The sequence below is a fragment of the Bartonella sp. AU16XJBT genome, from assembly GCF_028618665.1.
GTDB lineage: Bacteria > Pseudomonadota > Alphaproteobacteria > Rhizobiales > Rhizobiaceae > Bartonella.
Genome location: NZ_JAQITF010000011.1, coordinates 24,863 through 50,691 on the forward strand (window position 1 = coordinate 24,863; position 25,829 = coordinate 50,691).

Here is a 25,829-nt window from a genome sequence, read left to right on the forward strand (position 1 = left end):
TCGAAGAGGTATCTATTGACAGCAAGTATAGTACTTCAATTGTCCATGAATAATGTATGAGTGCATACGTTATTGATCCTACTCCATACTGTGATGTTTTAAAATTGGAAAAGAGAAAGAAAGGCGTTGTTTTTATCAATTAGTTTTTTTAGAAAGTTGCAATCCCTGTTATCTTTATCTATTCAATAAAGCGTTTTGTGAGAATATCAAATAGGGGGTACAGGGGGCTCTTATGTGTTTTAGAATGTCTTCTCTTTTCATTTAGGAACAATGGTGCCATCAATGATTATTTCTTCAACATTTGATTATCGCAAGGCTGCAAAACGTCGGCTTCCTCCTTTTCTTTTTCACTATATTGATGGTGGTGCTTATGCTGAGGAAACACTGCGACGTAATTGTACAGATCTTCAAGCACTTGCACTGCGTCAAAGGATTCTAAGGGGAGTGGGTACAGTTGATCTTTCAATCAAGCTTTTTGATCAGAGACTTGATTTACCGATAGTGCTTGCACCTGTTGGGCTAACGGGTATGTATGCACGTCGTGGTGAGGTGAAAGCAGCGCGTGCCGCAGCAGCAAAAGGGATCCCTTTTACTCTATCTTCTGTTTCAGTTTGCCCCATTGCAGAAGTGCAGGAAGCGGTTGGGGCGGGATTTTGGTTTCAGCTTTATGTTCTCAAAGATCGTGGTTTCATGCGTGATGCATTAGAGCGGGCTTGGTTAGCTGGTGTACGCACGTTGGTTTTTACCGTTGATATGCCAGTTCCAGGTGCACGTTATCGTGATGCACATTCGGGTATGTCTGGTCCTTATGCTGGATTACGCCGTTTTTTACAAGCTTTTACGCATCCACATTGGGCTTGGAATGTGGGTATTATGGGGCGCCCCCATGATCTTGGAAATGTTTCTACCTATCTCAAAAAGAAGATTGCATTGGACGATTATGTTGGTTGGCTTGGGGCCAATTTTGATCCATCAATTGGTTGGCATGATCTACAATGGATTCGAGATTTCTGGAAGGGAAAAATGATTCTGAAAGGTATTCTTGATCCAGAAGATGCACGAGAAGCAGTACAATTTGGTGCTGATGGTATTGTTGTTTCCAATCATGGTGGGCGCCAACTCGATGGTGTTTTATCAACGGTGCGAGCATTACCAGCAATTGCTGAGGCTGTAAAGAATGATTTGGTTATTTTAGTCGATTCTGGTGTTCGTTCTGGACTTGATGTTGTACGCATGGTCGCACAAGGTGCGGATGCTGTGATGATTGGTCGTGCTTTTGTTTATGCGCTTGCAGCAGCAGGTGAGAAAGGTGTTACTCACCTGCTTGATCTTTTTGCCAATGAAATGCGGGTAGCTATGACACTGACTGGTGTTCAGACACTCAAAGAGATTACACGCGAAAATTTAGTGAATACAGATATCTTTAAACAATGAAAGTCATATTTTATACTACTTTTAGGAAAAGAAAGCCTTTTTTATAGAAGAGCATAATTGTATTTACAGATATGTTGACAGTTAGCATTAAAGAAAAAGGTCAAAATTCTTCTCCATAAAACAACAAAAAATACCCAATAACTATAATAATAGTAAAGAAAAAATCTTAATAATAATCAAAGCAAAAATGACACTGCGGACACCTTTTATTCACTTTTTTAAAGGCTTATTCTAAGGATAAAAAGGAACAAGCGCTGCAAGTAAAGGCATAACAACTGTTGATATAGAAAAAATAGATATAAATAATGCTGTGAGCATTTTCCTCTCCTATTTATAAAAATATAATACATTAATTATGTTTTATTTTTAATAACAATTAAACACATATAGTATATAATTAATTTTATTTAAAGAGTCAATATGTATTATTAATAATATATAAATTATAATAAAAAGTGGAGATATATTATATAATATCTATAGTATTTATGTTGAGTTTACTGAATAATATATTATATGGATATGTTATTGTCTTTTATGGAATGAATTTTAAAACAATGAAAAATACGATGTAGTATCTTTTAAATAAAACGCGTTCACTAAGAAAGCAAGACAATGCGATTTAATGTGTTTATCAGCCCTTGTTTCTCGTGCTCTCAATGACTTATGATAGTTTTGAACTGGTGAGCATATTGAGATGCAGTTTAATGTTTTTTGTATCTTATGTCATTGCTAATACAATTTTCGTTATACTTTTTCGATTTATTCCATAATTTACCAAAACATCCCATTGGCTTCCATTACAGATTGGCTCCTCCGGTATTTCTAGCGTTACAAATTTGCATGTAATACTATATTCCATAAGTAATTTCGCAATCGCTTCTCCAAGCCCCCCATGAATGCTGGGCTCTACACAAACAATGATAGATCTGTGAGGTCTGCAGAGTTCTATAACAGATGTATCATCTAAAGGTCGGATTGTTGGTGCACTGACAACTGTTGGTATAATTTCATATTTTTGGAGTTTTTCAGTCGCATCAAGACAAATCTGAACAGTCTCACCCGTAGCAAATAAGAGAACTTCTTTTCCCTTTTTGATAACAGAATCTTTGCTGATATCAATTTTTGCAGCACTCTTATGAATATTTATAACAGAGTACTTTCTTAGCTGTATATAAACAGGCATAGGATTGCTTAACATCGAGAAAATTGCAGCTTCTGTTTTTTTATTATCCGCAGGAGCAATAATACGTATGTTAGGAATGACGCGAAGCGAAGCAAAATCTGAAATAGCATGATGGGTTGCCTCCAGTGGTTCATAGCTGATACCAGCACTCATGCCAATCAATCGGAGAGGATTTTCACAATAAGCAACATCTCCTTTATTTGTTCAAGGGTACGCCCTGTCAAAAAACAAGCCTGCGAAACAATAAAGGACTTTTTCCACATGAAACAAAACCAGCAGCAACGCTTACCCAAATTTTGTTCAGCAATTCCAACTTCTACAATCCGTTCTGGATAAAGCTTTGCGAATTGATCAATCTTTCCAGATATTCGTGAATCAGTTGTTAAAACAACAATATTCTTATCAAATTGCGCTATTTTTATAAGAGCCTTATTTAAAATTCCGAGGTTTGAAAATTTCACGGCAGTTTGTGTCTAGTGATGAAGATTATCCATTGCTCCTATTAATTGAATTTTTGACTCAATTCCCTTGACAGCAAGATTATATTTCTCATCTGTTGGAACTTATGGTGCCAGGTTATGTCATTTTCCATAGTGGAAATTCCACACCCTTTTATTGTGTTCATAATGATTGCTGTTGGTTTGTCTTTATGAGAGGGGGTGATCCTAATGATGTTTTCAGTTGCGTTATATCGTGACCATCGAGTTCTACAACATGCCAGCCAAAACGTGTAAATTTATTGGCCAAGGGGTCTGTATTCATTAAAACATCTGTTTGTATTCGTAATTTGTAGCCGGTTTCTATAGACAACTGCTGTGAGATTGCTGAGTTTATAATGTGCTGAAAAAAGTGCCGCTTTCCAAACAGAGCCCTCCGCTATTTCGCTATCGCCAAGAAGCATAAAACAGGATATGATTGAGAATTAAGCTGTCCAGAAAGAGCATTCCTGCACCTAGAGACAAACCATGACCAAGAGAATCTGTACTTTGCTCAATACCAAGAACTTTTTGGGTGACATGACCAATAAAATTTGACCCAAAGCTCAAATACGTCTCAAGAAGTTGAGGATCAAAATATATCATTTCTGATAATAGAATATACAACGCTTCGACCGCATGTCCCTTACTTTGGATATATCAATCGCGATTGGGATTATCGATACGCGTTGGATTTATTTGAAGAATATATTTGTATAAGATATAGATAAAATCAATACAGGAAAGACTTCCAGCTGTGAGACTAAATTTTGCTTTTCTAATGAGACCAAGTATTTTAAGGCGTAAACGGAGAGCATAAATCGCGTCATCAATATCTGCTTTATTCGTTGCATAACCTATGTCTTCTCCCCTTAGAAGATTTATAACATCATCACTTCCAAGCGCGACTTTGTGTGCTATTTCTCCTCTGTTTTAAACGGTTAGCACTGTCATTCTATTTTCTCGTTTCAAATATTGCAACAGCCTTTGCATTTAAACGTTTTATAAGAAGCATTCTTAATTCCTTTTTTGTACAGTGTTTTTCACACAGCAATCCTAATTGTAGCAAGCGCCAATAGTTTTGATTGATTTATTATGAACAAATTTGAAATAAGAAAATTTTACGGCATTAGGTTTCCTTATTTAATACGTAAAACGTTGAAATATTATAAAGCAATAGATTATTCTTAGTATGAGAAGAGGACGGATCGGCTAGCATTATAGAAAGTGTTTTTTTTGGCATTAAAATGGCATCCCAAAATCATGTTTTATCAACCACTTCTTCTCTAGGACTTTCGTGGAAAGTCTCATGGTGTTGAGCCACTTTCGTTCCCCATTGCTATGAGAAGACGAGCAGATATACCACAAAAACGAGCTTAGAAGCACCAAACATGAGTCAATTAATCTAGCGAGAATAGAAAATAAAAGGTTTAAATAGCCACTTTGATCGGTTGTGAAGCATTTTTGATCGGTCGTGAAGCATTCTGAGAATAAAGTATAAATTTTGCATTCCAGTTTGAGGGGTAAGAATAGGAGCAAGATGATCCAATTGCTCTTGTAAGCAATAGGTAAAATTTACCCTATAACTAAAGGAAAAGCTCTCTCTAATAGAGGCTGGACTAGTCATTCAGCCAACGAAGACAGTTTTGCGATGAATCGGTTCGATATAACACAATTTAACATCGCATACTTTGTTATCACAACGTACTGAGAATACGGTTAATATAGCTGACAAGAGTATTAAAAATAATGGATATACTTTACGTATGGAAAATTAAAATATGTTGATTCTATTACACCAGCGGCTGCTGATATTGGTGACAAAAGAAATTTTACCAAAATTATTAAAGATATTTCTCATAGCATGTACACAAAATCTTTTGTCTGCATGAGGGTATTTTCTTTAGATAGAAATTCATTTTATTCGCTGAAAGCAGCAAAAATCATCTCAAATGATGTCGTAAATTTTTGGGAGGCTGTTTCAACGCCACGATCGTCCTTTTATGAAAACTGTTAGCGTTTCAGATGAGACGCTGTGAGGTGTTTCAACGCTTAATAAAGCAAGATCTAGAAACTCTCTCGGACTTAGAATGAGTCTCAAGGTTTTATATTTTACAGCGATTATTAGCGAAAAGGTAGGCAATCTTGTACGATGAGAGTTGAAACCCGTTGTAGCCGCGCGGGTTTAATCCTTTCCAATTTGAAGGCGTGCTAAAACTTATTGACCGCTGTTTAGCAGGTGTTCGCATTGAACATTTACGCTGATCTGATTTTATTGTACATTATGAAAGTTCAAACACCTTGTTTTATTTTGAATCACCTTATTGTGGTGTTGAAGGTTATTACGGAAAGGATTTGTGTCAGTGGGAGAATTATCAGATGATGGCGCGGGTACTGCGCAAATAAAAGGAAGGTGTCTTTTGTTTTTAAACAATATGCTAGAAGTTCGAAAAACTTTCAGTTAACTTCAAAAGAGATTATACCATCGATTGCTCTTCAAATAATGCAATTGTTGTTGAGGAATGGGGCGTTACTAAGTTTGATTTCTAAAACAAAGAAACAATATCCATTAAAGGTTTTTTAATTTTGAAGGTTTGTTGAGAATTCTTTCATAATTTTTTGAAAAAAGTGAACTGATATAAGATATTTCTATCAAAATATAGAAATTTTTCTAGCAAGTTACGAATAAATCTAAAAAATATATGTTAAATAAAAAATGTTGCAACATGTTACCAGAAAGGGCTTTAGAAATGAGGAGCAAAGTGTATAAAAATGCGCAAGAATACATTGCTACACATCTTTTTATAATTCAATAAAAATAAGAATTAAAGAAAAAATTCTATATCAAAAATTAAAGAAGGTCTAAAGGGCGGATCAAAAAAGGTGAACAGGCAATGCGTGAAAAGGTAGATAAGAGGGTAAATTAGATAAGGGCGCTTCATAGATTTATCAGCAGCATTCGTAGAAGAATCCCCTCAAGGGAGATATCGTGATGGGGCAGGGGGGTGAATGTTCGAAAAGACAATATACACTTTTGGTTGTTCCATTATACACATCACAATAAGCGCTGTGAAATGGGGCTTGATCCTATCACAAGTCTTTACTTTAAAAGAAGTACAAAAGCTTGAAAGAATTATAGCGATATTCTCAAAGAAGGCAATGATCCTATTGTCTTTTGAGAACAAACTGTCTTAAAGCAGCAAAGAAATATTTTTCAAGAGATTGCCCAGGCGACTTTTGAAAGTAAAAAAAGCGGAAAAATGAAGGCAAAAATAGGCGTTGGTTTTCTCCATTGGAGTTGCATGTTATTCCGCAGATAGGAAGCTTACCTATAGAAAAATTAACAGCCAATATCATTTGCAATGTTCTTACACCCTTTTAGCATAAAAAAAATAGACACAGTGTGAAAGGATTTAGTTTATCTTCAGGAGTATGACGGTAAAAAAGCCGGAACAATATTATTGACAAATCGCATAAAAAGCCCATATTCTTGTACAGTTCTGTGGACTGATTTTTTCAAGCATGGATGGGTCTATAAACATCATCTTTGCTGAAGACAGCTCTTTTATCTGATCAGATCTTTGAACGGCAATAACAGGGCAATTCATAGCATATTTTTTCTTTTGTTTTGATCAGATAACAGAGATACCCTAGAATATATTGATATACTCAATCATTTTACGCAAATATAACTAGTTGAATCCTTTTGTTTCAAGCTAAACACCTCCCCTTGTTACTTCAATTAAATTAAGCCACCAAAGTGTTTTCACTCTTTAAGTGCCTCTGCTTTTAATTTGAATGTACTCACCCCTTTCAAATTTTTCATTGATTAATTTTTCAGAGGAGTTTCATTTCACCTTTCGTGTATGTTTCCACCCACATAAACGCTCACCTTGTTCGTTATGTTTTAGAATATCTCTTGCCAAATTGGGGCTAATGACATTGATGTCTTGTCGATTCAAATAAATTGGCAGCCATCCAATACAAGAATTTCGTTCATTCGTCGCGCAACCAGTTAGAAAGCTTATTGCGCACATCAGCATCACTTTTCTTGTTAATTTCATTTTCTACCTCAAGCCGTGTTTTCGCTATATTAAAAGCTTCCTTTGTTTGTTTTTGCTTCTCAACTCTTTTCCCAAGGAAAAAGGCTTTCACTAAAGCTATAAAAAAAGCAGCTATGATTGCTGACGTCGTCGTCAGATATTTTTTTATCCATAAGATCATAGGCGGTGTTCCTGAAAACGTTTAGCAATATATACCATAGCTGTACAAGCAGCTAAAACCATAATTCCTGCTAAAGCCCATTGTACAGGGCCATTTCCTGCAAAAAGTCCCCCAAGCCCTGAAAAAGAGCCTATGATTGGTGCAAGAGCTTCTATTTTGCAAATACCTGTCACACCTTCTGGTTCTACTACATGATAATTAGGGGCAACATGAGCACCTTTCGCCCATAATCCTGCTTCGGCAGCTCGACGATTGGCAAGACCTTGGATACGTTTTCCTCCTACTCTTGTCCATTTTTGCAATTCAGTCGGTATCGCTTCATATTCACCATTATTGAGTTTTTTTAAAAGTGTAGATTTGCCAAAAGCCGTTATTCCTACATTATAGGAAAATGATACTAAAGCTGCGAATTGTTCATCACTTAAAGGAACGGTAACAGCTTTTTCAACAGTGACTTCACACTCTCTCAAGTCCTGACAAAGGATCTCTTCAGCTTCTTTTTCCGTAATTTGCATGTCTTTATGGACACTTGGGGCTCCAGCTGCACTTGTATGCCCATAACCAATTGTCCATATTCCACCGGAATCTTCATAAGCCCTTAAACGTAAACCCTCCCATTGCTTAATCAGTGCAAGCCCTTCTGTTGATATTTTTCGCATTATTCTTATCCTATAAAAAAACCTACACAAAGCAGGATATGAATTCAAAACTTACATTTACTCAATTTTAAAGAACGGAATAGTGAAAGGGTTCAATTGAGCAAAACACCATAACGGATTATATTAAAACCCATATCATCTTTAACTATAACAAATACTATATTAACCACTATTTATTTTGTGGTAATTAATTTTCTCTTGAATCTCAATATAATAACTCTTTATAAACCAATTTATAATCAGATATTCCACCTATAAATACAATTGATCTAGAATGATTTAGAGAAAAGTTACTTGAAAAACTTCAATACTTTTAGCAAATAAAATCTCTTTACAATAAAAATATAATAGTTAATTAAATAACAGGAATTGATTTTTAAATAATTTTATAATCCATAACCTACATCATAGAAATTTTTATAAAAACAAAAAGATAAATTATAATTAAACCATTCTACATCTACCAATTATTTAGAATCAAAGAATCGAATACACAACGTATTATACATATTGAATCGAAAAAGCTATAGTTAATTTAATTATTCTTTATTTTTTCCTCTAATTGCTTAATTTCCTTAAAAACAAACCTTTATGAAGGATTTGAAATAAGCTGTTACATAAATTTTGTTATAAATAAAATATATTTACATGAAAACATAATGGATATTTTACTCCTCTCTTATAGTCAGTTTCTAACTGAAACAATATATTAGAGGAACATATTCCATATATAGATCAATGATATTTGATTGTTTTTTAAGAATATTGTACTGTAATAAACTTGAACAATAGTCTTGGTTATGTTTTTTCCCATATGAATAACGTCTTCGTCTTCTTCATATGAAGTGTTTTGTGGGGCGTTTGGGTCAATGGTATCATCTTTGTCTGGTGTTGTATTGGCTACGTTTCCAGCAACATCTTAAATAAATCAATCAAGCTTTTGAAATCTGTTTAGGTGCAATAACACAAGGGATACAAAAGATTTTGATAAAAGCCGCTTGAAGTTAGGGAGGGAATTTTTCCCTCCCAACATTTTACCCATTTATGTAATATACAAATGAGATGCTCTTTGAGAATGGCGATAGATATATCTCACCATAAATGTGCACAGCTTTTTAGTGTATCCACAACAACGATTCGAGCTTGGAGTCTTCAAAGTGGTACTTCCAGAGTTATATAAGTGAGGCAGAGTCGTGCGGTGGAGAAAAAAGAAACCTTAGCCTTTTACTCAAAAGAAAAATATGGAAAAAATAACAATAAATTAGGTAAAATCGTATAAATCACAAGAGGTGAACTAAAAACAGACAATTAAAGAAAAATATATGTATTTCAACGTATTAAGCACAAAAAATGGTGCCGCATGCCGGATTCGAACCAGCGACCCCATCATTACGAATGATGTGCTCTACCAACTGAGCTAATGCGGCATAGATTTGTAAGTCAATGAGACAAAACTAATTTGAGGGTAATAGCTAAAAGTACGTATAAAAGCAAGTATACATTTTTTTCAATAATTTATAAGATGTGATCATAATTGAATGAGGAGAACTGTACAAAAGTCATGGGGGCAGTATTCTTTGATCTTAATGCTATAAAACGCTTTCCGATTTATGATAGTGTTTAAATTAAGATTCTGGAGACCAGTTTGACGTAGGTCTTATACTCAATGGGATTACGATAGAAAGACGTGATAGTTTATTGTTTTTATATACAATTTTTACCATTAAATGCACGTTTTGTCAAAATGGATTTTGACAGTTTAAATTGTAAAAAAGTCAAAAATGGCAAAAATCGGAATTTGACGGTAAAAATGAGAAAAGGCTTTGAAAGGTCTTTGAAGACCCTTTAAGACCCTTTAAGACCCTCTTAAAAACCCTTTGAAAAAAATAAATTGATGCAAAACCTGCTGTCAAATTTTGCAAAACCCAATGACAAGCTACAATCTTTAGGATAGAAAATGGTGTTAAGATATCTTAGTAAAGATAAAAATATTTTCTGTTTCTAAGACAAGGGAGAAATTTATTGAATAAGTGCTTAGGAAACTAAAATTTATCATAAACCAGCTATAGCGACATTGGAACTGGCAAAAGTGTATGATGATATCGACTTGCTCCTTCATAACTGTAAAGATGCTGGTGTCCTAATATATTATTCGTGAGGGCTTTAGTATTTATACTATTCACAAGCGTCCTCACGAAATAGGTGTGACGTGCCCTAAGAGATATCTTTTTAAAACAAACTCGTAAATTAACAACAACAAGTATACTGCATTTGAGCTGTTCTCTTTGTAAATGAGGGACATCACCCTATTAAAAAATGTGAAACATAAAAGCGTAAAGCAATGCGTAATTTCCATTATTAAAAAGATATTGATGTGGGTGTTTTTAAAAAGTCGGAAAGCCAAATTAAAAGGGAAGGGTCAAGCGATTGATTGCTTTGCACCTCCCCCACATCATTTTCTCTAAAAACTTTATGAAATGGATACTCATCCATTTTTAAAAAATTAAAAGACTTACAAACCTTTTTTCAAAATAAAACTTACACCATTCTTTCAACAAGGTAAAAATTTAAAAATCAATTGGCACAAAGTTTGAACATAATTATTACAAATAAACTAATCACTCTCATAGTTTTATAAAAATATTAGTATTTTTTAAAGCTCATTATAAAAACTGATTAATTCAGCTTTGAACGCTTACCTATTATAACCTACTGCTACAATATATAAAATTCTTCGAATATTAATATACATAATTTATTTATAGGTATATACATATCTTGTTATTTATTATCTTTATGAGAAAATTATTTTATTATCTAAAAAATTAACTAATCTACCATTTAAATATGGATAATATTGAATAATATAAATATATTCCTAAATTAATATACACATGTTTTGCTGTTTGAAAAATAAATATCATATTTTCCCAAAATAAATTATGATTACCAGGATGAGCTGGTAAAATAACTTTATTTAATAAAGAATCTTTCTGTTTACTATGAAGTAAATCTGATACACTCATATTATGAGTAATAGTAACAGATTTTTCTCCTTGAAAAACTTTATATTCAGATGCTTTCACTGTAGATAAAAAAATTAATAATATAGCACATATAGCAAAGAAATATTTTATAGTCATTTTTATAATTTACCTCCATTAATAAATATTCATAATGGAATTAACATAAATCTATTTTTGTGTCTATATTATATTTAAAATAAAAAATACGAAAAATAATATTTTATTATCTAAAAGATTATTTAATATTAATCGTTATTAGTTAAATAAATTTTATATTAATTTATAATTCATTATATTTATATAACTTTTAAAAGTCAGTTGTGTAAGTTATGAAAATATTTTTATATGCGTATATTATTCGCAAATTATTTATAAGATATATTTTATAAAACAAAATTAAAATTTATAATAAATATACTAGATAATATATAATACATCCATCTTTCCTAGATATTCCATTTCATTAGAATAAAAATAAGTAATATAAAAAATACTTTATTTTGTTACTATTTGTGTTCTAGCTTTCTCATACAAAGTAATACAAAACTTCATTCAAGAATCAGAACTACTCTTTCTCAGAATGAATGAGAGGGACGGTTTGTTTAATGGTAAGCGCTACAAACGATGCTATAAGCACTTTTAAAAAACCACCAAGTAAAAAAACTAATGAACTTATTAAAACTGTCAGCAAAGACACTTGTGTCATATACGCTGTCCATGGAATACCGAAAGCATAGACAACACCTATACCACCCACAGTATTTATCAAGAATAAGAGTATAAAATTTAATCGCTTCCAAAATAACTCAACCAGTAAGCCAATGAAAAATGCAGCAAAGGGAAAACTGATGAGATAACCGCTCGTAACTCCTGAAAAAACACTAATTCCACCACGACCACCAGACAATAGAGGCAATCCAATCGCAACAAGAACAAGGAAAAGAAGTGATGCGAGAGCTCCCCTTTTGGCCCCAAGTATAGACCCTGCTAACATTGGAGCCATAGACTGAGCTGTAATAGGGACACCTAGAAGAAAGGGAAGAGAAATAGGAGGGAAAAGGCTCAAAACATCATAAATAGCGGCAAATAAAGCTATATAGACTAAATCTTTTGTATTCACTGATATTCCTTCATTATGGCAAAGCCTTAATTATTGTTGTATAATTAATTAAAAGTATCAGATCTATAAAAGAACTCGTCCAATGCCTTATATATCAAAGAGAAATATTATAATAATACATTCAAAATAAAGCCTATTTTTTCTTTGAATGAATGAGAGGAACAGATCTCTTAATCGCGAGTGCAACAAAGGATGCAATCAACACTTTTAAACAATCACCTATCAAAAAACCTGAGGAAGCGATTAAAACCTTCAGTAAAGAAACTTTAGTCATATATGCTGTCCATGGAACACCAAAAGCATAGACAATTCCTATACCACCCACAGTATTTATCACAAATAATGTTATAAAATTTAACCTCTGCCAAAACAATTCTACCATTAAACCAATAAAAAATGCGGCAAATGGAAAACCTATCAAATAACCACTTGCAATCCCTGAAAAGACACTGATTCCACCACGACCACCAGGCAACAGAGGCAAACCAATCGCAACAAGGACAAGAAAAAGGAGCGATGCTAAAGCCCCCCTTTTAGCCCCAAGTATAGACCCTGCTAACATCGGTCCCATCGACTGAGCTGTAATAGGTACCCCTAGAAGAAAAGGAAGATAGATAGAAGGGAAAAGGCCCAAAATAGCATAAATAGCGGCAAATAAAGCAATATAGACTAAATCTTTTGTATTCATTTGATTCTTCTTTCACTATAAAAAACTTGGATTATTATGAGATGCTGTATCAATAGTATCATCAGCATCATAAGAACGCGCTTCCAATGCTTCAGCCACTTCTGAAGCCATTCTGATGGTTCGTATAATTAAAGGTATTGCAAGAGCGACAATGTTCGTATTAAGTCCCCGTGCTTGCTGTGCTTCATGGACTTCATTAAACTTTTCACTCAAAAGAGGAATAAACCTGATTGCCATAGAGATAACCATACTCACTTTTGATGGATTTATACCAAAACAACGAAAGGGCTGAAGCCCTGCTTCAATTGCATCCACCATATCTGAAACTTTTGTTGTGAATGAAATAAGTGATGATAAAGAAAAGAGGACAACAAGACGTAATATAACCTCCACTCCCGTAAGCCATCCGCTAAAAATAGTTTGAAATAAAAATAGAAGAATTAAAAGCAATCCCATCGATTTAAACTGCTTTATCACAGTGCTAAAAGGAACCTTGGCAATTCTATAAAATAAGGCAACAAATAATAAAAAGAGTCCAAGAAGCGCTATGGAAGAAACCATTATTATAAAAGTTCCACAGACTGTAAGAAATAATAGCTTAACCCCAGAACTTAATCTATGAATAAATGTATCCCTTGGAATATATAAACCGATCATGACATTCTTCTTATATACTCCTTGATAGCAACAAAAGGTACCTCATCAATTGCTATCTCCCCCTTATCAAAAACTAGCACTCTATCAAACTTTTTCAAAAACTCCAAATCATGCGATACAACTATTGCCGTTTGTGGTAATTCTTCTATCACTTGCGTAACGCGATGCTTATTTCGCAAATCAAGTAATGTCGTCGGCTCATCAAAAATAATGTAATCTGGTTTCATTGCTACTACACTGGAAATAGCGACGAGTTGTTTTTGCCCACCACTTAATAAATGAACAGCGTGATTTCTGAAATCTTGAAGTTCATAGCGCTGTAAAATTTCATCTACACGCTCCTTAATTTCATCTTTACTAAGCTTCAAATTTTTAAGACCAAAGGATAAGTCTTCTTCTACTAATGGTAAAACAATTTGGTTGTCAGGATTTTGAAAAACAAATCCTACTTTACGCTTTACCGCCTTTGCATCGCGTTTTGTATCAAGCCCATCAACACTTACAAAACCATGAGATGGTAATTGGAGCCCATTGATAAGACGAACAAATGTACTTTTTCCAGAACCATTTGCACCAATAACAGCAATCCGTCTTTCGGTAAGTTGCACAGTAATATTCTTTAAAACACACAATTCACCAAAGACTTGTGTTACCTTATCAAATTTTATAATCCCCAAGATTTATTCCAATCAATCCCTTTTATTAGCTCTTCTTTCGTTATTGTTTCAGTTTATAGCCTAAAAGTAAAAACAAGCACCATAGAGGAACAATGATGACTGCCAAACTCATATCAGGCATCTGTACAGGGATATATATTTCAAGAAAGGATACCCTGATTCCTATCATCTCAAAAAGTCGAGCCATTAATCCATTTTTCCCAAAACCACTTATAAACATTATACAAAATAATAAAACAAGAAAGCATAAGCAAAGATAGTTAGCGTAAGGATATAAACCAAACGCATAAATAAAATTTCCTTTTCTGTTCTTATGGGCCTTTCGAAACTTCAAATGAACAATAACAATAATGGTCCAAGTAATAACGGCTGCCGCTGTCGCAAGAGCCATGATCCGCATAAAACTATTATCAGGAATTAAAGCATTAATAATAAGGATTATTGCCGTACAGAACGATGAAAAAAGAATAGAAACATAAGGAACACGAGCAGCACTCAGTTTACTGAAAATATGTGGAGCATTTTTTTGTATAGCTAAACTATAAAGCATACGACCATTAGAATAAATGCCACTATTGTAAACAGAAATAGCCGCCATAATAACCACAAAATTCAAAATATGACCCGCAGCGGGAATTCCTACAGTTTTAAAAATTGTAACAAAAGGACTACCATTTTTTCCAATCATATTCCACGGACTGATTATCATAATAACGCTGATAGAACCAACATAAAAAATTATAATTCTCCACATAACTTGACGAATAGCCGCTGGAATTGTTTTTTGTGGATTAGATGCCTCTCCAGCAGCAATACCAATAAGCTCGGTTCCTCCAAAAGAAAACATTACTACAGAAGTCGCCAAAATAACCCCTATAGCCCCATAAGGGGAAAAACCGCCGTGATCCCAAAGATAATAGATACTCGCTTGATTTTCCCCCATTCCAGAGACAATGAGAAAAATCCCAAAAATAATCATACCAATAACAGCAGCAACTTTGATTAAAGCACAACCAAATTCAAATTCTCCATAAAAACGGACATTAAACAAATTAACTAACGAGACAAACAAAAGTACAATGAAGGATGACTTCCAATGATCAATCAAAATCCAGTGATCAAGATAAAATCCAATCACTGTAAGTTCAGTCATGCTCACAAGAATATATAAAAACCAATAGTTCCAACCTGTTATAAAACCTGCTAAACTTCCCCAATATTTATAAGCAAAAAAACTAAAAGCTCCTGAAGACGGTTCTTCTACTGACATTTCACCAAGCATTCGCATAATGAAATACATAATAAGCCCACCGATGAGATAAGCTAAAATGACTGAGGGACCTGCTAATTGAATTGCCTCGGTTGATCCATAAAAAAGTCCTGTCCCAATAACACCACCCAAAGCAATCATTTGAATATGACGATTTTGAAGGTTACGTTTTAATTCATTGTGCTTTTTCTCAAACATTCTGTCTCATTACTTTTGTTGAACCTAACCTCAATTTTTATCGAAAAAATTATGCGCCTTTTTCAAAAAACACAAAACAAACGTAAATTTATTTTCTTATCATAATGCAACTCCGTATTTTTCTGTGCATTATACGTATGTCCTGTTAAAACTTTAGGAAAAAACATGCTCCGCCCTTTATTTAAATTAATGACCTTCATTTTCGTGACACTAACAATTATAGCATTGGTTATTGATAATGCACACTCTGTCATCACATCACATTGGACAATAACCCCCCTTAATAAAATTCTAGTAAATCTTCTTCAAACAGATATCTATAACCTTAATCAATCTCTCTGCAAGATAATGCCCGATTTTCTGTCCTCCATTTGCATTACTCTCACTTATCTACCAGCATGGACTATCTTTGGTGCTTTAGCAATAATATTTGGTATTTTAAATTACGAAAAACAAAAGCCTTTTCACAAAATATATACATAAAATGAAGAGTACATTTAAGCTTGAAAAAGACCTTTAGCACTCACTGTACTATACACAACCGATGTAGCTTAGAGTACCTCATCCTATCAACACAACTAAAAGTCTTTTGATCATAAGAGCGGATTAAAATGCTTTATTATAATAAATATATTGCTCAATCACGATTTCTAATCGATAACGATAACATCATTTTATTTGCATCAATTCAAAGAAATTAGCGAATAAATTTCCCCCCTGCCTATAAAAAAACACTGTACAGAAAAAATTAAAATCCATTGAAGTCTCTAGATTTTTCTACGACTGCAGTTTTATACTCTACAAAAACCTTTCTTCATTTTAGTACTAGAAATCACATATAAAAAATGTCTTCCGATATCAGCACGCCTTATAAGATTGAAACTTCTTGAAATTAATGAGGAAGCTTATAAAAACTGTTCTACATGCTAAAAAATGCATTAAATAAAAACTAATCTGTAAATAATGCATAATCGTGATAAAGCACTTTTCGCCCCTTTCTCTCATTGTGAGATTCACCTTATCTCATCTAAAAAACAAGAGGCTATTACTAGAAAATTTTTTAAAAAAATATCTTCATAGGGGCGCGCCTTTCCCATAAAATAGAACACCATTGGATTGCGAATTCATGCGCTTGTTTTGAAGAAATATCTCTCAATATGCCCAAGCCCATTTCGTGATGTAAACCATAAATGATATAACGGCAAATCCATTCAGCACCTCTAACTTTACGTTAGTCAAGTAACAAGCCGATACCATTACATTCCTTGCCAACCCTAAAATGTTGCTACAGCCCTTGGTACTCGAGATGATTCATAAGAAGCATTTTTAGCTCTTTCTTAATAGTTTTTTATCTACCCGGGCCCATCCTGCTTGTAACGTGCAAAAGATACGGTTTTGACTTGTTCAATATGAGGGAGATTTAAAAAGAGGGGATTTACGGTATTCAAGATTTTAATTCAAGTTGAATAACGATAAATTATTATAAATCAGCATGTTGCTTTATTTATAAATTGGCAAAATAATAGTTTCAGTAAGGCTTTGCTCTTCTAAATCTGAAAATCGTCTCGCTAAAACATCAACTTTTTTAGACATCTCATCCAAACTTTTCCATTGATCAGTGACCACACGAGAAAGCTCCTCAATGAATTTTTCTTGGTAAGCTAGCTTCGTTTCTAGTTCTATTAGCCGATTTTCATCCGACATGATTTCGACTCCATTTTAAGTAAAAAACATGACTAATTTTATTAACCCTCTTCCTTTTTCTTTCTATAAAATTGAAAAGTAACTCAACTAATTTTACGCGTCTTATTTTCACATTATAGCTCTTGGCTCTGGATGGTTCATAAAACGTTTTCTATCCACATGCTAGCCACCCTTGTGGTGTGCAAACCAGTGATTTTAATTGATTAAATATAAACAAATTTTAAATGAGAAATCTACGATATTCAGGTTTTCTCATTCAACATACAAAACAATAAATTATCATTACAAATCAATACATTGTATATTTACAAAGACTTAATGTAAATTTAAAAAACTTTTATAAAAACACGTGTTTTCTTTGATGTTCTCAATAATTTTGTAGTGAAGGCTTTGGCATTTCTTAGAAAGAGTAATTATCCCGTGGGTAACTTTGATACAGATAATACCATTAATATGACGCATATCATCAAAAATTTTCGGGACAAAATTAACGTTGAAGTATAATAATTTTAATGAAATTAGAGATATTTCTTGAGAATTCATCTTGTTAGAAACTAAAATATTTTGAGTGTCCGAATCAACTAACATCCCTCGAGAAGAAGTCTTAACTTACAGTAATTAAGAGACATGTTGGAAAATCCTATTCCCTCACTTTTATTTTAGTGCCCTAACCCTTTAAAAAACCTAAGAAAAACAATAAATTATTAGAAATAAAAAAGAGAGTGGTGCCCAGACGCGGCAGACAGGGCTTTAGCAACAAGAATCAAGTTATGTAAATATGTGCAAGAGCTATTGATGTCTATAATTTTTTATGTTCCAATAAAAAAATTAAGAATTAAAGAAAAAATCTCAAATCAAAAAATTAAGGTGGTCTAAAAGGTGGCCCCAAAAAGGTGGACGAGCAATGTGTGAAAAGGTGGACGAGAAGGGAAATTAAGTGAGGGGGATTCATAGGTTATCAGCATTACTTGTCAAGTCTGCTTCTCAAGGTAAGTATTGTGACGGGGCAGGATTATGGTTGAATGTTCGAAAAGACAATACGCGCTCTTGGTTCTTTCGTTATACATACCATAACAAACGCCGTGAAATGGGGCTTGGTCCAGTTGCACAACTTTCTCTAAAAGAAGCGCGCGAACTTGCCAAGCATTATAGTGCTATTCTCAGAGAAGGCAATGACCCTATTGTCTTTCGAGAACAAACTGTCTTAAAACAGCAAAGCAACATATTCAGTGAGATTGCAACAGCGGCTTTTGAAAGTAAAAAAGCAGAGTTAAAAAATGAAGGCAAAAATGGGCGTTGGTTTTCTCCGCTGGAATTGCATGTTATTCCACACATAGGCAGCCTCTCTATAGAAAAATTAACGGCTAATATCATTCGCAATGTTCTTGCTCCTCTTTGGCATGAAAAAGCAGACACTGCACGAAAAGCACTTAATCGTATTAACATTTGTTTGAAATATGCTGCGGCTCTTGGTTTGGACGTTGATCTACAAGCTTGTATGAAAGCACGCGCCCTTTTAGGAAAAGCCCGTGCAACATCAACAAATATTCCTGCTATGCCATGGCAAGAAGTTCCGGCATTTTATCAAAGCTTGGATGATAAGATTCTTTCAAATTTAGCACTGAAGTTGCTTATTTTGACTGGAGTACGGTCGTATCCATTGCGCTATTTGCGTCTTGAACAAATAGATAAAGATATATGGACTATACCCAAAGAAAATATGAAGGGCATTGTAGGAAAGGTTTCAGATTTTCGCGTGCCATTGAGTGATGAAGCTTTAAAAGTGATTGAAAAATCTCTCCCCTTTGAAAAAAATGGTTTTCTCTTTTCTGGTCTTACCGGCAAACCAATTTCTGATGCAAGCATGGCAAAATATATGACAGTTTGTGGTTTGACTTATCGCCCCCATGGTTTTCGTTCCAGTTTACGTGACTGGATAGCAGAAACAACGTCAACACCCTTTGAGATTGCCGAAACTGTTCTTGCGCATTCAGTTGGGAGTTCAGTGACAAAAGCTTATATGCGGACAGATTTTTTAGAACAACGCCATGCTCTCTTGGAACAGTGGGCTGCATTTATAACAGGAGCGACCTAAGGGGATCAAATTGTTAATGTTTTGAAAACCACTGTTTGAGATGTGTAAAACGATATTATCTCTCGCATCTTTGAGACGTGCTAAATTGATAATTTATTTGCTAAACAGTTTCGCACGTTTCAGAGTGTATTTAGAGTCGGATATTTGGTTTTTGTGTAAAAATATTTTCTACAGCATCTATAAGACGTGAAAAATCAAGTGCTAATAAGAGTATAATGAGTACAATCCATTTCGTATAACGTGACATCACTTTTATACTTTTGTAGGTCATGATGATTTCTTGAAGGATTTCTTTTTCTCCTTCTGTAAGCTCTATATCGTCTTGTGTTCTTTTCCTAGCCATGTTTCCACCCACACACACGTTCGCCCTGCTTGTTATGCTTTAAGATCTCTCTTGCTAAGCGCGAACTGATGACGTTGACATCTTTTCTCTCTAAATAAATTGGCAACCAACCAACACAAGAGACATACTTATTTGTCCCGCAACCAACGAGAGAGAGCAGCACGCACATCAGCATCACTTTTCTGATTAACTTCATTTTCCACCTCCAGTCGTGTTGTTGCTGCCTTTAAGGTTTTTTCTGTTTGCTTTTGCTGTTCTGCCTTTTTCCCAAGGGTGAAAGCTTTTGCCAAAGCTATAAAAAAAGCGGCTAGAGCCGCACCTGTTAACAGCAGATTTCTTTTCATCCATAAGATCATAAACGGTGTTCCTGAAAACGTTTAGCAACAAAGAAAATGCCAGCACATGCGGCTAAAACCATGATAGTGGCGAGCGCCCATTGCACTGGACCATTGCCGGCTAATAAGCCGCCAAGTCCAGAAAAAGAACCAATGACTGGAGCAAGAGCTTCGGCTTTGAAAAGCCCGGTTGGCGCTTGCGTTTCTACGGTTTGGTAGTTAGAGGAAACAAAAGCACCTTTCGCCCATAATCCTGCTTCAGCTGCACGCCGATGTACAAGACCTTGCAAGCATTTACCACCGGCTTTGGTCCATTTCTGTAATTCGGTTGGGATTGCTTCATATTCACCGTTATTGAGTTTTTTTAATAGGGTCGAATTGCAAAAAGCTGTTGTTCCTACATTATAGCAAAAGGAGACCAAGGCTGCGAATTGTTCATCCGTTAAGGGAACTTGAACCGCTTGTTCAACGGCATTTTCAAATTGTCTTAAATCTTGGCAAAGAAGTTCTTCAGCTTGTTTTTCAGTGATTGCCATGCCTTTGTGAACAAAAGGTTTTCCGGCATTGTTTGTATGTCCATAACCAATGGTCCATACCCCAATGGCATCTTTATAGGCATTCAAACGCAAGCCTTCCCATTGTTTAATCAGTGCTAGCCCTTCTGGTGATATTGTTCTCATGTATTGCTCCTATAAAAAAGCCCCACACAAGGCGGGGCTGAGTGAAAATCTAAAAATAAATTTCTTTCGCTCTTGACAAGCATTCGTTTATAAACGAATATACATTATGTTTGAAATACGTCACTACCTTACCTCTGATGGCAAAGACTTGATAGCCGATTGGCTGCGAAAGCTCCGTGATGTGCAGGCTAAAACTGCAATTATTCGCCGTCTTAATCGTTTAGAGCAAGGAAACTTTGGCGATTTCAAGCCGCTTCGTGATGGTGTCTATGAACTGCGTATGAATATTGGTCCTGGTTACCGAATTTATTATGCTCAGTCTGGAAAGACCGTATTATTGTTATTATGCGGTGGTACCAAAAAAACACAAGACACCGATATCACTCGTGCATGTGCTTGTTGGTACGATTGGCAAAACCGTGAAGATTAAGGAGTGCAAAGATGAAAGACCGTAGCCATGATGATGCAATGGCAGAAATATTCCATAATGACCCTGAAGTAGCAGCAGCGACCCTTGATGCAATCCTAGCAGATGGTGACCAGGGGGAACTGCTTGTAACACTTCGTCAAATGGCAAAAGCCTATGGTGGTGTTCAAGCTGTTGCCAAAGCAGCCAAATTGAATCCTACGCAACTTTATCGTACACTTTCAGAAAAAGGCAATCCAGAGTTCCGTAGCCTAAATGCGTTACTGCATACCATGGGGTTGCGTTTGGCTGTACAACCTCTTGAACGACCCGTTCCACACGTTTAATCTGTATTAACCACCTCCCCATTTTTAAGAACGAGGAGGGGTATATATTTTACTTAAGCAACTTTTCTAATGGGGTTCTCAAAATTTGGTTCATAAGCGCGCAACAAAGGTTCCATGCTATGCGACAGTTCTGAATCGCCAAAATCTGTTAAAACTGTTAAGATTTTAAGTATACTTGGCATCTCATCTTGAAGTTTTGAAATCAAAGCTTTTTCTATGACAGTCATAGTATCAACCAGAGCAGTACAATCTTTATCATTCATATTTTCATGTCTAGAAAATTGAGATAATGCTATCCATAAATCACATAAGAAGTTGGTATCTATCTTCATTGTACACCTCCATGGATTTGTTCTCTTAAACATGCCAATCCTCTAGATGTGATTTTAGTTGAAGGCAGCACCTTCTCTGTTCCGTCCGGTCTTTGAATGGTGATAGCAGGGCAATCCATGAATCCTTTCTTAATTTTCTCTTGATAAGGTAACAGAGGCGCCCCTGGAGCACGTCGATACACCCAATCATGTTTACGCAAGTAATCCGTTAAGTCCTTAGGTCGTACCTCTAACATCTTTGCTGCTTCAATAAGACCAAACAAACCATCAGAGCGCTTTAAACCATCCAAAGCTTTTGCCTTTGGTTCTAATTTAGCAATGATATTGTCTTTCCGCTCGTTTTCATCTTTTAAATGCGTTAAGACACCAAGCAATACTGCTGGACTGGAGTAGTCGATCGATTGAACATAGGATTGCTTTATCTCGCCCCTACGCCATGCAACAAATAACTTAATAAGCATATAACGGACTTGAGAAGATTTTTCTGTATTCGATAATGTCGCAATCAATAACGCCTGCTCTTCGTTAAGCCAATATTCTGTTACGTTATTGCCCTTTATTACGTGCGCCACAGTGGCGCACCTCCCAAACCGTTCTATTTCTTGCATATTTCTTGTAATTAATTTTCTAACGTCACGTGTACGAACAAACCCTAATTTTTCTGCTAAGTCCACATCGCGAACACGAGGCTCGTTTTCAACTTCTCGTAATTTGATTAATTTGTCTTTATTGATAGGTAAGTATGTGCTATTATTCATTGTAATTGACCTCTTTCAGGTTAGTTAGATGTAAAGCGTTAGAGAGAGTTTTTGCGGACTTATGCTCTAGCGCTTTTTCTTTTTTGAGAATGTTAATTATTTCAGATGAAAGAGAGCGATCATTCTCAGTTGCCCGATTAAACAACCACTCCTTTAATGTACGTGGCATATTTATTTTATATTGGATCGTTTTCATTTTACCTCCATATGCACATATTTAGTACCATAAAGGTACCTTGTGTCAAGTGTATTTTAGGTATATTTTAGGTGCATGACAAAAAAAGATCGTGTGCAATTTAAATTTCTCATTCCAATTGAACTGAAAAATCAATTGGAAGAGCTTGCTGAAGCAAATCATCGTAGCCTTACGGGTGAAATTCTTGCTCGTTTAGAAGATTCTATCCGCACTACCGTTACATTAAATCACTTAATGGCAATGAATTCAGAAGATCTCAAAAAGCTCCTTGAACAACCACTCGTGAATAAAAAACAATAAGATGCCACATATAGCCCCATCAGAACGCTTTAAGCCATCCAAAGCTTGTGCTTTTGGAGTTAGTTCTGCAATCACATGATCTTTCTGTTCGATTTGGCTTTGTAAGTGATTCAAGACACCCAGTAAGGCTTCGGGTTTGGAATAATCAACTTGTGGAGCGGCTATCTGTGGAGTAGCGACTTGTTTTGCACGTCTTTCACATTCGATAAAGTATAAACGAGCTTCTCTACCTTTTTTATTGTTCTCCACCATAGAAAGCTCTTTAGCTACGCTTAAGCTGAGAGCATAATCTTTGGAGGGACGTCCACCTTGGAGGTTTTCGCCAAAATTGGTGAAAACTAAATAATCCTGATTTTCTAATAAATTATATTTATTGATGCGATCTTTAATCCAATTGGAAAAGTCTCGTTTTGCCTCTAAGAATGTGTGTAGATTACGTGCATTTACTGTTTGAACAGTTTCCTGTCCAACAGTTTGTTCCGATATCGGAATAAGAGTATTCATAATGAATTCCTTATGGTTAGATGTTTGTTAATGACACTCTAAAAAAGAGTGCCGGGCGCTAACAAACACGGCCATAAGTCCGTCGTTACACTTTCCCCGCAAGGGTATTGTATAGCGTAACCACACCCGACAATATTATTATACGCATGTAGCATATAATGAGTCAAAGTCTTTAATGTATAGAAGACTGATTATTTCGGTAACCAATCCGCTTATGGTTTAAGGTGTTCGTTAGGCACCTGATTCGAAAATACACATTGCATAAATAATGTCAAGCAACTTTCTATAATTTTTTGATATTTTTGCTAATTGATATCCTCTTTATCCATATGGATTACGCCTTCGCCTTCGTCGCATGCGTTTGGTGGGGCGTTTGGATCAAGGGTATCATCTTTGTCTGGTGTTGTGTTTGCAACGTTTCCAGCCGCATCTTCTTGGGTTTCATCAAAAAGTTCACAATCTATTTTTGTGGTGTAACCACCTGTTTTATCAAGCTTGTGTTTAACGCTTTTGATACGCCATTCTGCTGGAATATAGGGGCGGAAAGGGGGCTCTTGAACAAGCTTTGCTTCTGCTTGCACAAAGGGATCACCTCCGATATCACATGAGAAAGAAGATTTGCCACGCGATGATTTATTGCGATAAGCCGCAATAGCCGCAACAGCTTCTGATTGATTGTGGTAGGTGTATTTGAGTTCATGAAACGGTGCTTGACCAACCTTGACTTCCTTTTTTTCACCACTGCGGATATCATGATAGCTTGCGATAACACCGCCTTTTTTCTCTTCTTCTTGCTCTTGATTTTCAGGTGTTTTGGCTTCCGTCTCTTCTTTAGGCAAATTGGGGGCGTCACTTTCATCCATATGGATAACATCTTCGCTGTCATCAACGTCTTCTGGTTCTCGTGCATCAGCGGCGGCTTTTTGGTCATCTCCTGCATCTGTTGCTAAGCCATTGGCGGCACCTGCTTCATCGCGTGCACTGTATTTAAAATCCCAAGAGGTACATTGTTTTTCATGGATGACAACGACGGGCAGTGTTTCACCGGTAATGGCTTTGCCTTCGCCCCGTTTAGCTAAAACAAGCTTGCCATCAACGGGTTTTGCTACCGCATCATAGTCTTCTGCAAGGCGTGTGGCAAAAGCCATATCGCTTTCAGAAGTTTGGTCAATGTGACGCACAACAATTTTTGCAAGAGCAGGGTCAACTTTTGCTATATAGCCATTGCGCTGTGCTATCTCTTGAATAATATTGCCAAGGGTTTGTTGGTGATAGGATTGGCTTTTGGGTGTTCTATAAGACGTGTTCATAGAGGCGGCGCGTCCTGTCACGCTTAAACTTTGTGGGGGGCTGCTTACAGAGATTTCATCAATCAGATAGGCGCCCATATCGCGGTTTTTGCCGCCTTCATAGCCAAGTGTTACGGAAATGATTGTTCCAATGAGAGGAATATCAAGAAAGCCATTGTCGCACTCACGGGCGCGGTCATCAAGTTCTATGGTGATGCGGTCACTTTTGTCTTCTGCTTCATCGGTAATTTCAATCGACAAAACATAGTCCATCAGCGTTCTTGTGATGTCCTCTCCATTTGCCATCACTATGCAAAAAGGTTTCATGATTGACTGCCCCAAATTCTAATCACCGGTGTGGCTTTAGGATAGGGGAGGGTTGGCAAAACGATTGTGATGCCTGCTTTTAAAATGGGTCCATAGTCTGCAAGACCAAAATTTGCTGCATAGACGCGTTCAACAGCAAGAGCTTGTTGACCCTTGGCATAATATCTCCAGCAAATGGCATCAACCATATCGCCTTCTTTTGTCACGTAAAGATCACTCATAGCTCTTCACCATATTCTCTCAATTTTATTGTAAATTCTTGTTTTTTGGGGGAGCCGTTTTGGTGAAAAATGCTTTGTTTTTCCTCTACGGAAAGAATGACAAACTTGCCTAAAATCTTGCCTTGACCCGTCACAAGGATATGAGGACCATTATGCGCCATTTGTCGCAAATATTCGATTTGTCCGTGACCGCCTTTAAAATCTGGATAGATCACACCGGTTAAAGAAAATTCCGCATTTGCAAAGGCAGGCAATTGAAGTGCTGCTTTGCGCCCCAATCGCCCTTGTTCAACCCATGGAATGCCATAAGACATATCAAGGGTTTGATAGGCTGCCGTTTCAATGGAAAAGATAAAACCACCCAAAGCTAACATCAT

General features: G+C 35.7%; 30 protein-coding genes, 1 tRNA gene and 2 pseudogenes. 8 read left to right on the top strand and 25 right to left on the bottom strand.

Annotation, left to right across the window (positions count from 1 at the left end; genetic code table 11):
- Positions 1-282: 282 nt before the first annotated feature.
- On the top strand, positions 283-1,434 hold the full coding sequence (gene lldD, locus PVV66_RS06985) for an FMN-dependent L-lactate dehydrogenase LldD (protein WP_273719074.1): 1,152 nt from the start codon (positions 283-285) through the stop codon (positions 1,432-1,434).
- Between the two features lie 721 nt (positions 1,435-2,155).
- Here lldD and PVV66_RS06990 read toward each other — a convergent pair.
- The 3 genes from PVV66_RS06990 to PVV66_RS07000 form a co-directional block, all read right to left on the bottom strand.
- Positions 2,156-2,773, bottom strand: coding sequence for a transketolase C-terminal domain-containing protein (locus tag PVV66_RS06990; protein WP_273719075.1), 618 nt, complete (start codon positions 2,771-2,773; stop codon positions 2,156-2,158).
- A 5-nt stretch (positions 2,774-2,778) separates the two neighbouring features.
- Positions 2,779-3,081: a hypothetical protein gene (locus tag PVV66_RS06995; protein ID WP_273719076.1), complete on the bottom strand. Its 303-nt coding sequence runs from the start codon at positions 3,079-3,081 to the stop codon at positions 2,779-2,781.
- Positions 3,082-3,241: 160 nt separating this feature from the next.
- Entirely contained in the window at positions 3,242-3,382 is a 141-nt protein-coding gene (locus PVV66_RS07000) for a hypothetical protein (RefSeq protein ID WP_273719077.1), read from the bottom strand.
- Positions 3,383-6,023: 2,641 nt separating this feature from the next.
- On the opposite strand from PVV66_RS07000, the pseudogene PVV66_RS07005 reads away from it, so the two are divergent.
- Positions 6,024-6,472, top strand: a pseudogene (locus PVV66_RS07005) (phage integrase central domain-containing protein); the annotation flags it as partial.
- 472 nt (positions 6,473-6,944) lie between these two features.
- Here PVV66_RS07005 and PVV66_RS07010 read toward each other — a convergent pair.
- The 3 genes from PVV66_RS07010 to PVV66_RS07020 are packed head-to-tail and all read right to left on the bottom strand — an operon-like array spanning position 6,945 to position 7,979.
- The gene (locus PVV66_RS07010) at positions 6,945-7,160 is read right to left on the bottom strand and encodes a hypothetical protein (RefSeq protein ID WP_273719078.1); all 216 of its coding nucleotides are present in this window, start codon (positions 7,158-7,160) and stop codon (positions 6,945-6,947) included.
- On the bottom strand, positions 7,093-7,320 hold the full coding sequence (locus PVV66_RS07015) for a hypothetical protein (RefSeq protein ID WP_273719079.1): 228 nt from the start codon (positions 7,318-7,320) through the stop codon (positions 7,093-7,095). The genes PVV66_RS07010 and PVV66_RS07015 overlap by 68 nt, the downstream gene beginning before the upstream one ends.
- Positions 7,317-7,979, bottom strand: coding sequence for a lysozyme (locus PVV66_RS07020; protein ID WP_273719080.1), 663 nt, complete (start codon positions 7,977-7,979; stop codon positions 7,317-7,319). The genes PVV66_RS07015 and PVV66_RS07020 overlap by 4 nt, the downstream gene beginning before the upstream one ends.
- A gap of 1,062 nt (positions 7,980-9,041) precedes the next feature.
- On the opposite strand from PVV66_RS07020, the pseudogene PVV66_RS07025 reads away from it, so the two are divergent.
- Positions 9,042-9,199 (top strand): annotated as a pseudogene (locus PVV66_RS07025) (DNA-binding protein).
- A 131-nt stretch (positions 9,200-9,330) separates the two neighbouring features.
- Here the strand turns inward: PVV66_RS07025 and PVV66_RS07030 are convergent.
- The 7 genes from PVV66_RS07030 to PVV66_RS07060 all read right to left on the bottom strand — a co-directional run bounded on the left by PVV66_RS07030 (position 9,331) and on the right by PVV66_RS07060 (position 15,615).
- A tRNA-Thr gene (locus PVV66_RS07030) sits at positions 9,331-9,406 on the bottom strand.
- A gap of 1,407 nt (positions 9,407-10,813) precedes the next feature.
- Positions 10,814-11,122, bottom strand: a complete 309-nt coding sequence (locus tag PVV66_RS07035; RefSeq protein WP_273719081.1) for a hypothetical protein — start codon at positions 11,120-11,122, stop codon at positions 10,814-10,816.
- A gap of 448 nt (positions 11,123-11,570) precedes the next feature.
- Positions 11,571-12,125 carry a biotin transporter BioY gene (locus PVV66_RS07040; RefSeq protein ID WP_273719082.1) on the bottom strand — a complete coding sequence of 185 codons (555 nt, stop codon included), beginning with the start codon at positions 12,123-12,125 and terminating at the stop codon, positions 11,571-11,573.
- Positions 12,126-12,258: 133 nt separating this feature from the next.
- Positions 12,259-12,813, bottom strand: a complete 555-nt coding sequence (locus PVV66_RS07045; RefSeq protein WP_273719083.1) for a biotin transporter BioY — start codon at positions 12,811-12,813, stop codon at positions 12,259-12,261.
- Between the two features lie 15 nt (positions 12,814-12,828).
- Positions 12,829-13,470 carry an energy-coupling factor transporter transmembrane protein EcfT gene (locus tag PVV66_RS07050; protein ID WP_273719084.1) on the bottom strand — a complete coding sequence of 214 codons (642 nt, stop codon included), beginning with the start codon at positions 13,468-13,470 and terminating at the stop codon, positions 12,829-12,831.
- Positions 13,467-14,147 (bottom strand): energy-coupling factor ABC transporter ATP-binding protein, encoded by a 681-nt coding sequence (locus tag PVV66_RS07055; RefSeq protein ID WP_273719085.1) that lies wholly within the window; start codon positions 14,145-14,147, stop codon positions 13,467-13,469. Before PVV66_RS07055 ends, PVV66_RS07050 begins: the two co-directional genes overlap by 4 nt.
- 40 nt (positions 14,148-14,187) lie before the next feature.
- On the bottom strand, positions 14,188-15,615 hold the full coding sequence (locus PVV66_RS07060; protein WP_273719086.1) for an amino acid permease: 1,428 nt from the start codon (positions 15,613-15,615) through the stop codon (positions 14,188-14,190).
- A gap of 165 nt (positions 15,616-15,780) precedes the next feature.
- On the opposite strand from PVV66_RS07060, the gene PVV66_RS07065 reads away from it, so the two are divergent.
- Entirely contained in the window at positions 15,781-16,098 is a 318-nt protein-coding gene (locus tag PVV66_RS07065) for a hypothetical protein (protein WP_273719087.1), read from the top strand.
- A 1,017-nt stretch (positions 16,099-17,115) separates the two neighbouring features.
- Here PVV66_RS07065 and PVV66_RS07070 read toward each other — a convergent pair.
- Complete coding sequence (locus PVV66_RS07070) at positions 17,116-17,319, bottom strand: SlyX family protein (RefSeq protein ID WP_273719088.1); 204 nt, start codon at positions 17,317-17,319, stop codon at positions 17,116-17,118.
- Positions 17,320-18,256: 937 nt separating this feature from the next.
- Between PVV66_RS07070 and PVV66_RS07075 the strand changes: the two genes are divergently transcribed.
- Positions 18,257-19,414, top strand: coding sequence for a site-specific integrase (locus PVV66_RS07075; RefSeq protein WP_273719089.1), 1,158 nt, complete (start codon positions 18,257-18,259; stop codon positions 19,412-19,414).
- A gap of 130 nt (positions 19,415-19,544) precedes the next feature.
- Here PVV66_RS07075 and PVV66_RS07080 read toward each other — a convergent pair whose 3' ends face one another.
- Genes PVV66_RS07080 through PVV66_RS07095 form a run of 4 tightly spaced genes read right to left on the bottom strand, consistent with a single transcriptional unit; the run spans position 19,545 to position 20,772 of the window.
- Positions 19,545-19,757, bottom strand: a complete 213-nt coding sequence (locus PVV66_RS07080) for a hypothetical protein (RefSeq protein ID WP_012230750.1) — start codon at positions 19,755-19,757, stop codon at positions 19,545-19,547.
- Complete coding sequence (locus tag PVV66_RS07085; protein WP_273719090.1) at positions 19,750-19,953, bottom strand: hypothetical protein; 204 nt, start codon at positions 19,951-19,953, stop codon at positions 19,750-19,752. Before PVV66_RS07085 ends, PVV66_RS07080 begins: the two co-directional genes overlap by 8 nt.
- Positions 19,886-20,113, bottom strand: coding sequence for a hypothetical protein (locus PVV66_RS07090; RefSeq protein ID WP_273719091.1), 228 nt, complete (start codon positions 20,111-20,113; stop codon positions 19,886-19,888). Before PVV66_RS07090 ends, PVV66_RS07085 begins: the two co-directional genes overlap by 68 nt.
- Positions 20,110-20,772: a lysozyme gene (locus PVV66_RS07095; RefSeq protein ID WP_273719092.1), complete on the bottom strand. Its 663-nt coding sequence runs from the start codon at positions 20,770-20,772 to the stop codon at positions 20,110-20,112. The genes PVV66_RS07090 and PVV66_RS07095 overlap by 4 nt, the downstream gene beginning before the upstream one ends.
- A gap of 106 nt (positions 20,773-20,878) precedes the next feature.
- On the opposite strand from PVV66_RS07095, the gene PVV66_RS07100 reads away from it, so the two are divergent.
- The gene (locus tag PVV66_RS07100; protein WP_012230755.1) at positions 20,879-21,202 is read left to right on the top strand and encodes a type II toxin-antitoxin system RelE/ParE family toxin; all 324 of its coding nucleotides are present in this window, start codon (positions 20,879-20,881) and stop codon (positions 21,200-21,202) included.
- An 11-nt stretch (positions 21,203-21,213) separates the two neighbouring features.
- Positions 21,214-21,525: a DNA-binding protein gene (locus PVV66_RS07105; protein ID WP_120101720.1), complete on the top strand. Its 312-nt coding sequence runs from the start codon at positions 21,214-21,216 to the stop codon at positions 21,523-21,525.
- A gap of 53 nt (positions 21,526-21,578) precedes the next feature.
- Here the strand turns inward: PVV66_RS07105 and PVV66_RS07110 are convergent, their stop codons facing one another.
- Genes PVV66_RS07110 through PVV66_RS07120 form a run of 3 tightly spaced genes read right to left on the bottom strand, consistent with a single transcriptional unit; the run spans position 21,579 to position 22,811 of the window.
- On the bottom strand, positions 21,579-21,857 hold the full coding sequence (locus PVV66_RS07110) for a hypothetical protein (protein ID WP_273719093.1): 279 nt from the start codon (positions 21,855-21,857) through the stop codon (positions 21,579-21,581).
- Positions 21,854-22,615: a phage antirepressor KilAC domain-containing protein gene (locus PVV66_RS07115; protein ID WP_273719094.1), complete on the bottom strand. Its 762-nt coding sequence runs from the start codon at positions 22,613-22,615 to the stop codon at positions 21,854-21,856. Before PVV66_RS07115 ends, PVV66_RS07110 begins: the two co-directional genes overlap by 4 nt.
- Positions 22,608-22,811 carry an Arc family DNA-binding protein gene (locus PVV66_RS07120; RefSeq protein WP_273719095.1) on the bottom strand — a complete coding sequence of 68 codons (204 nt, stop codon included), beginning with the start codon at positions 22,809-22,811 and terminating at the stop codon, positions 22,608-22,610. The genes PVV66_RS07115 and PVV66_RS07120 overlap by 8 nt, the downstream gene beginning before the upstream one ends.
- 75 nt (positions 22,812-22,886) lie before the next feature.
- Here PVV66_RS07120 and PVV66_RS07125 point away from each other — a divergent pair, with 75 nt between their 5' ends.
- Positions 22,887-23,111 carry an Arc family DNA-binding protein gene (locus PVV66_RS07125; RefSeq protein WP_273719096.1) on the top strand — a complete coding sequence of 75 codons (225 nt, stop codon included), beginning with the start codon at positions 22,887-22,889 and terminating at the stop codon, positions 23,109-23,111.
- On the opposite strand, the gene PVV66_RS07130 is transcribed toward PVV66_RS07125, so the two are convergent.
- The 4 genes from PVV66_RS07130 to PVV66_RS07145 form a co-directional block, all read right to left on the bottom strand.
- Entirely contained in the window at positions 23,058-23,615 is a 558-nt protein-coding gene (locus PVV66_RS07130; protein ID WP_273719097.1) for an antA/AntB antirepressor family protein, read from the bottom strand. The genes PVV66_RS07125 and PVV66_RS07130 overlap by 54 nt on opposite strands.
- A 305-nt stretch (positions 23,616-23,920) precedes the next feature.
- The gene (locus tag PVV66_RS07135) at positions 23,921-25,231 is read right to left on the bottom strand and encodes a phage late control D family protein (RefSeq protein WP_273719098.1); all 1,311 of its coding nucleotides are present in this window, start codon (positions 25,229-25,231) and stop codon (positions 23,921-23,923) included.
- Entirely contained in the window at positions 25,228-25,452 is a 225-nt protein-coding gene (locus PVV66_RS07140) for a tail protein X (RefSeq protein WP_039760481.1), read from the bottom strand. The genes PVV66_RS07135 and PVV66_RS07140 overlap by 4 nt, the downstream gene beginning before the upstream one ends.
- Entirely contained in the window at positions 25,449-25,829 is a 381-nt protein-coding gene (locus PVV66_RS07145; protein ID WP_273719099.1) for a phage tail protein, read from the bottom strand. The genes PVV66_RS07140 and PVV66_RS07145 overlap by 4 nt, the downstream gene beginning before the upstream one ends.

Coding starts and splice junctions, on each gene's coding strand:
- lldD (WP_273719074.1), top strand. CDS start 283: ATGATTATTTCTTCAACATTTGATTATCGCAAGGCTGCAAAACGTCGG.
- PVV66_RS06990 (WP_273719075.1), bottom strand. CDS start 2,773: ATGAGTGCTGGTATCAGCTATGAACCACTGGAGGCAACCCATCATGCT.
- PVV66_RS07000 (WP_273719077.1), bottom strand. CDS start 3,382: ATGAATACAGACCCCTTGGCCAATAAATTTACACGTTTTGGCTGGCAT.
- PVV66_RS07010 (WP_273719078.1), bottom strand. CDS start 7,160: ATGAAATTAACAAGAAAAGTGATGCTGATGTGCGCAATAAGCTTTCTA.
- PVV66_RS07015 (WP_273719079.1), bottom strand. CDS start 7,320: ATGATCTTATGGATAAAAAAATATCTGACGACGACGTCAGCAATCATA.
- PVV66_RS07020 (WP_273719080.1), bottom strand. CDS start 7,979: ATGCGAAAAATATCAACAGAAGGGCTTGCACTGATTAAGCAATGGGAG.
- PVV66_RS07035 (WP_273719081.1), bottom strand. CDS start 11,122: ATGACTATAAAATATTTCTTTGCTATATGTGCTATATTATTAATTTTT.
- PVV66_RS07045 (WP_273719083.1), bottom strand. CDS start 12,813: ATGAATACAAAAGATTTAGTCTATATTGCTTTATTTGCCGCTATTTAT.
- PVV66_RS07050 (WP_273719084.1), bottom strand. CDS start 13,470: ATGATCGGTTTATATATTCCAAGGGATACATTTATTCATAGATTAAGT.
- PVV66_RS07060 (WP_273719086.1), bottom strand. CDS start 15,615: ATGTTTGAGAAAAAGCACAATGAATTAAAACGTAACCTTCAAAATCGT.
- PVV66_RS07065 (WP_273719087.1), top strand. CDS start 15,781: ATGCTCCGCCCTTTATTTAAATTAATGACCTTCATTTTCGTGACACTA.
- PVV66_RS07070 (WP_273719088.1), bottom strand. CDS start 17,319: ATGTCGGATGAAAATCGGCTAATAGAACTAGAAACGAAGCTAGCTTAC.
- PVV66_RS07080 (WP_012230750.1), bottom strand. CDS start 19,757: ATGGCTAGGAAAAGAACACAAGACGATATAGAGCTTACAGAAGGAGAA.
- PVV66_RS07085 (WP_273719090.1), bottom strand. CDS start 19,953: ATGAAGTTAATCAGAAAAGTGATGCTGATGTGCGTGCTGCTCTCTCTC.
- PVV66_RS07090 (WP_273719091.1), bottom strand. CDS start 20,113: ATGATCTTATGGATGAAAAGAAATCTGCTGTTAACAGGTGCGGCTCTA.
- PVV66_RS07095 (WP_273719092.1), bottom strand. CDS start 20,772: ATGAGAACAATATCACCAGAAGGGCTAGCACTGATTAAACAATGGGAA.
- PVV66_RS07100 (WP_012230755.1), top strand. CDS start 20,879: ATGTTTGAAATACGTCACTACCTTACCTCTGATGGCAAAGACTTGATA.
- PVV66_RS07105 (WP_120101720.1), top strand. CDS start 21,214: ATGAAAGACCGTAGCCATGATGATGCAATGGCAGAAATATTCCATAAT.
- PVV66_RS07110 (WP_273719093.1), bottom strand. CDS start 21,857: ATGAAGATAGATACCAACTTCTTATGTGATTTATGGATAGCATTATCT.
- PVV66_RS07115 (WP_273719094.1), bottom strand. CDS start 22,615: ATGAATAATAGCACATACTTACCTATCAATAAAGACAAATTAATCAAA.
- PVV66_RS07120 (WP_273719095.1), bottom strand. CDS start 22,811: ATGAAAACGATCCAATATAAAATAAATATGCCACGTACATTAAAGGAG.
- PVV66_RS07125 (WP_273719096.1), top strand. CDS start 22,887: ATGACAAAAAAAGATCGTGTGCAATTTAAATTTCTCATTCCAATTGAA.
- PVV66_RS07130 (WP_273719097.1), bottom strand. CDS start 23,615: ATGAATACTCTTATTCCGATATCGGAACAAACTGTTGGACAGGAAACT.
- PVV66_RS07135 (WP_273719098.1), bottom strand. CDS start 25,231: ATGAAACCTTTTTGCATAGTGATGGCAAATGGAGAGGACATCACAAGA.
- PVV66_RS07140 (WP_039760481.1), bottom strand. CDS start 25,452: ATGAGTGATCTTTACGTGACAAAAGAAGGCGATATGGTTGATGCCATT.
- PVV66_RS07145 (WP_273719099.1), bottom strand. CDS start 25,829: ATGATGTTAGCTTTGGGTGGTTTTATCTTTTCCATTGAAACGGCAGCC.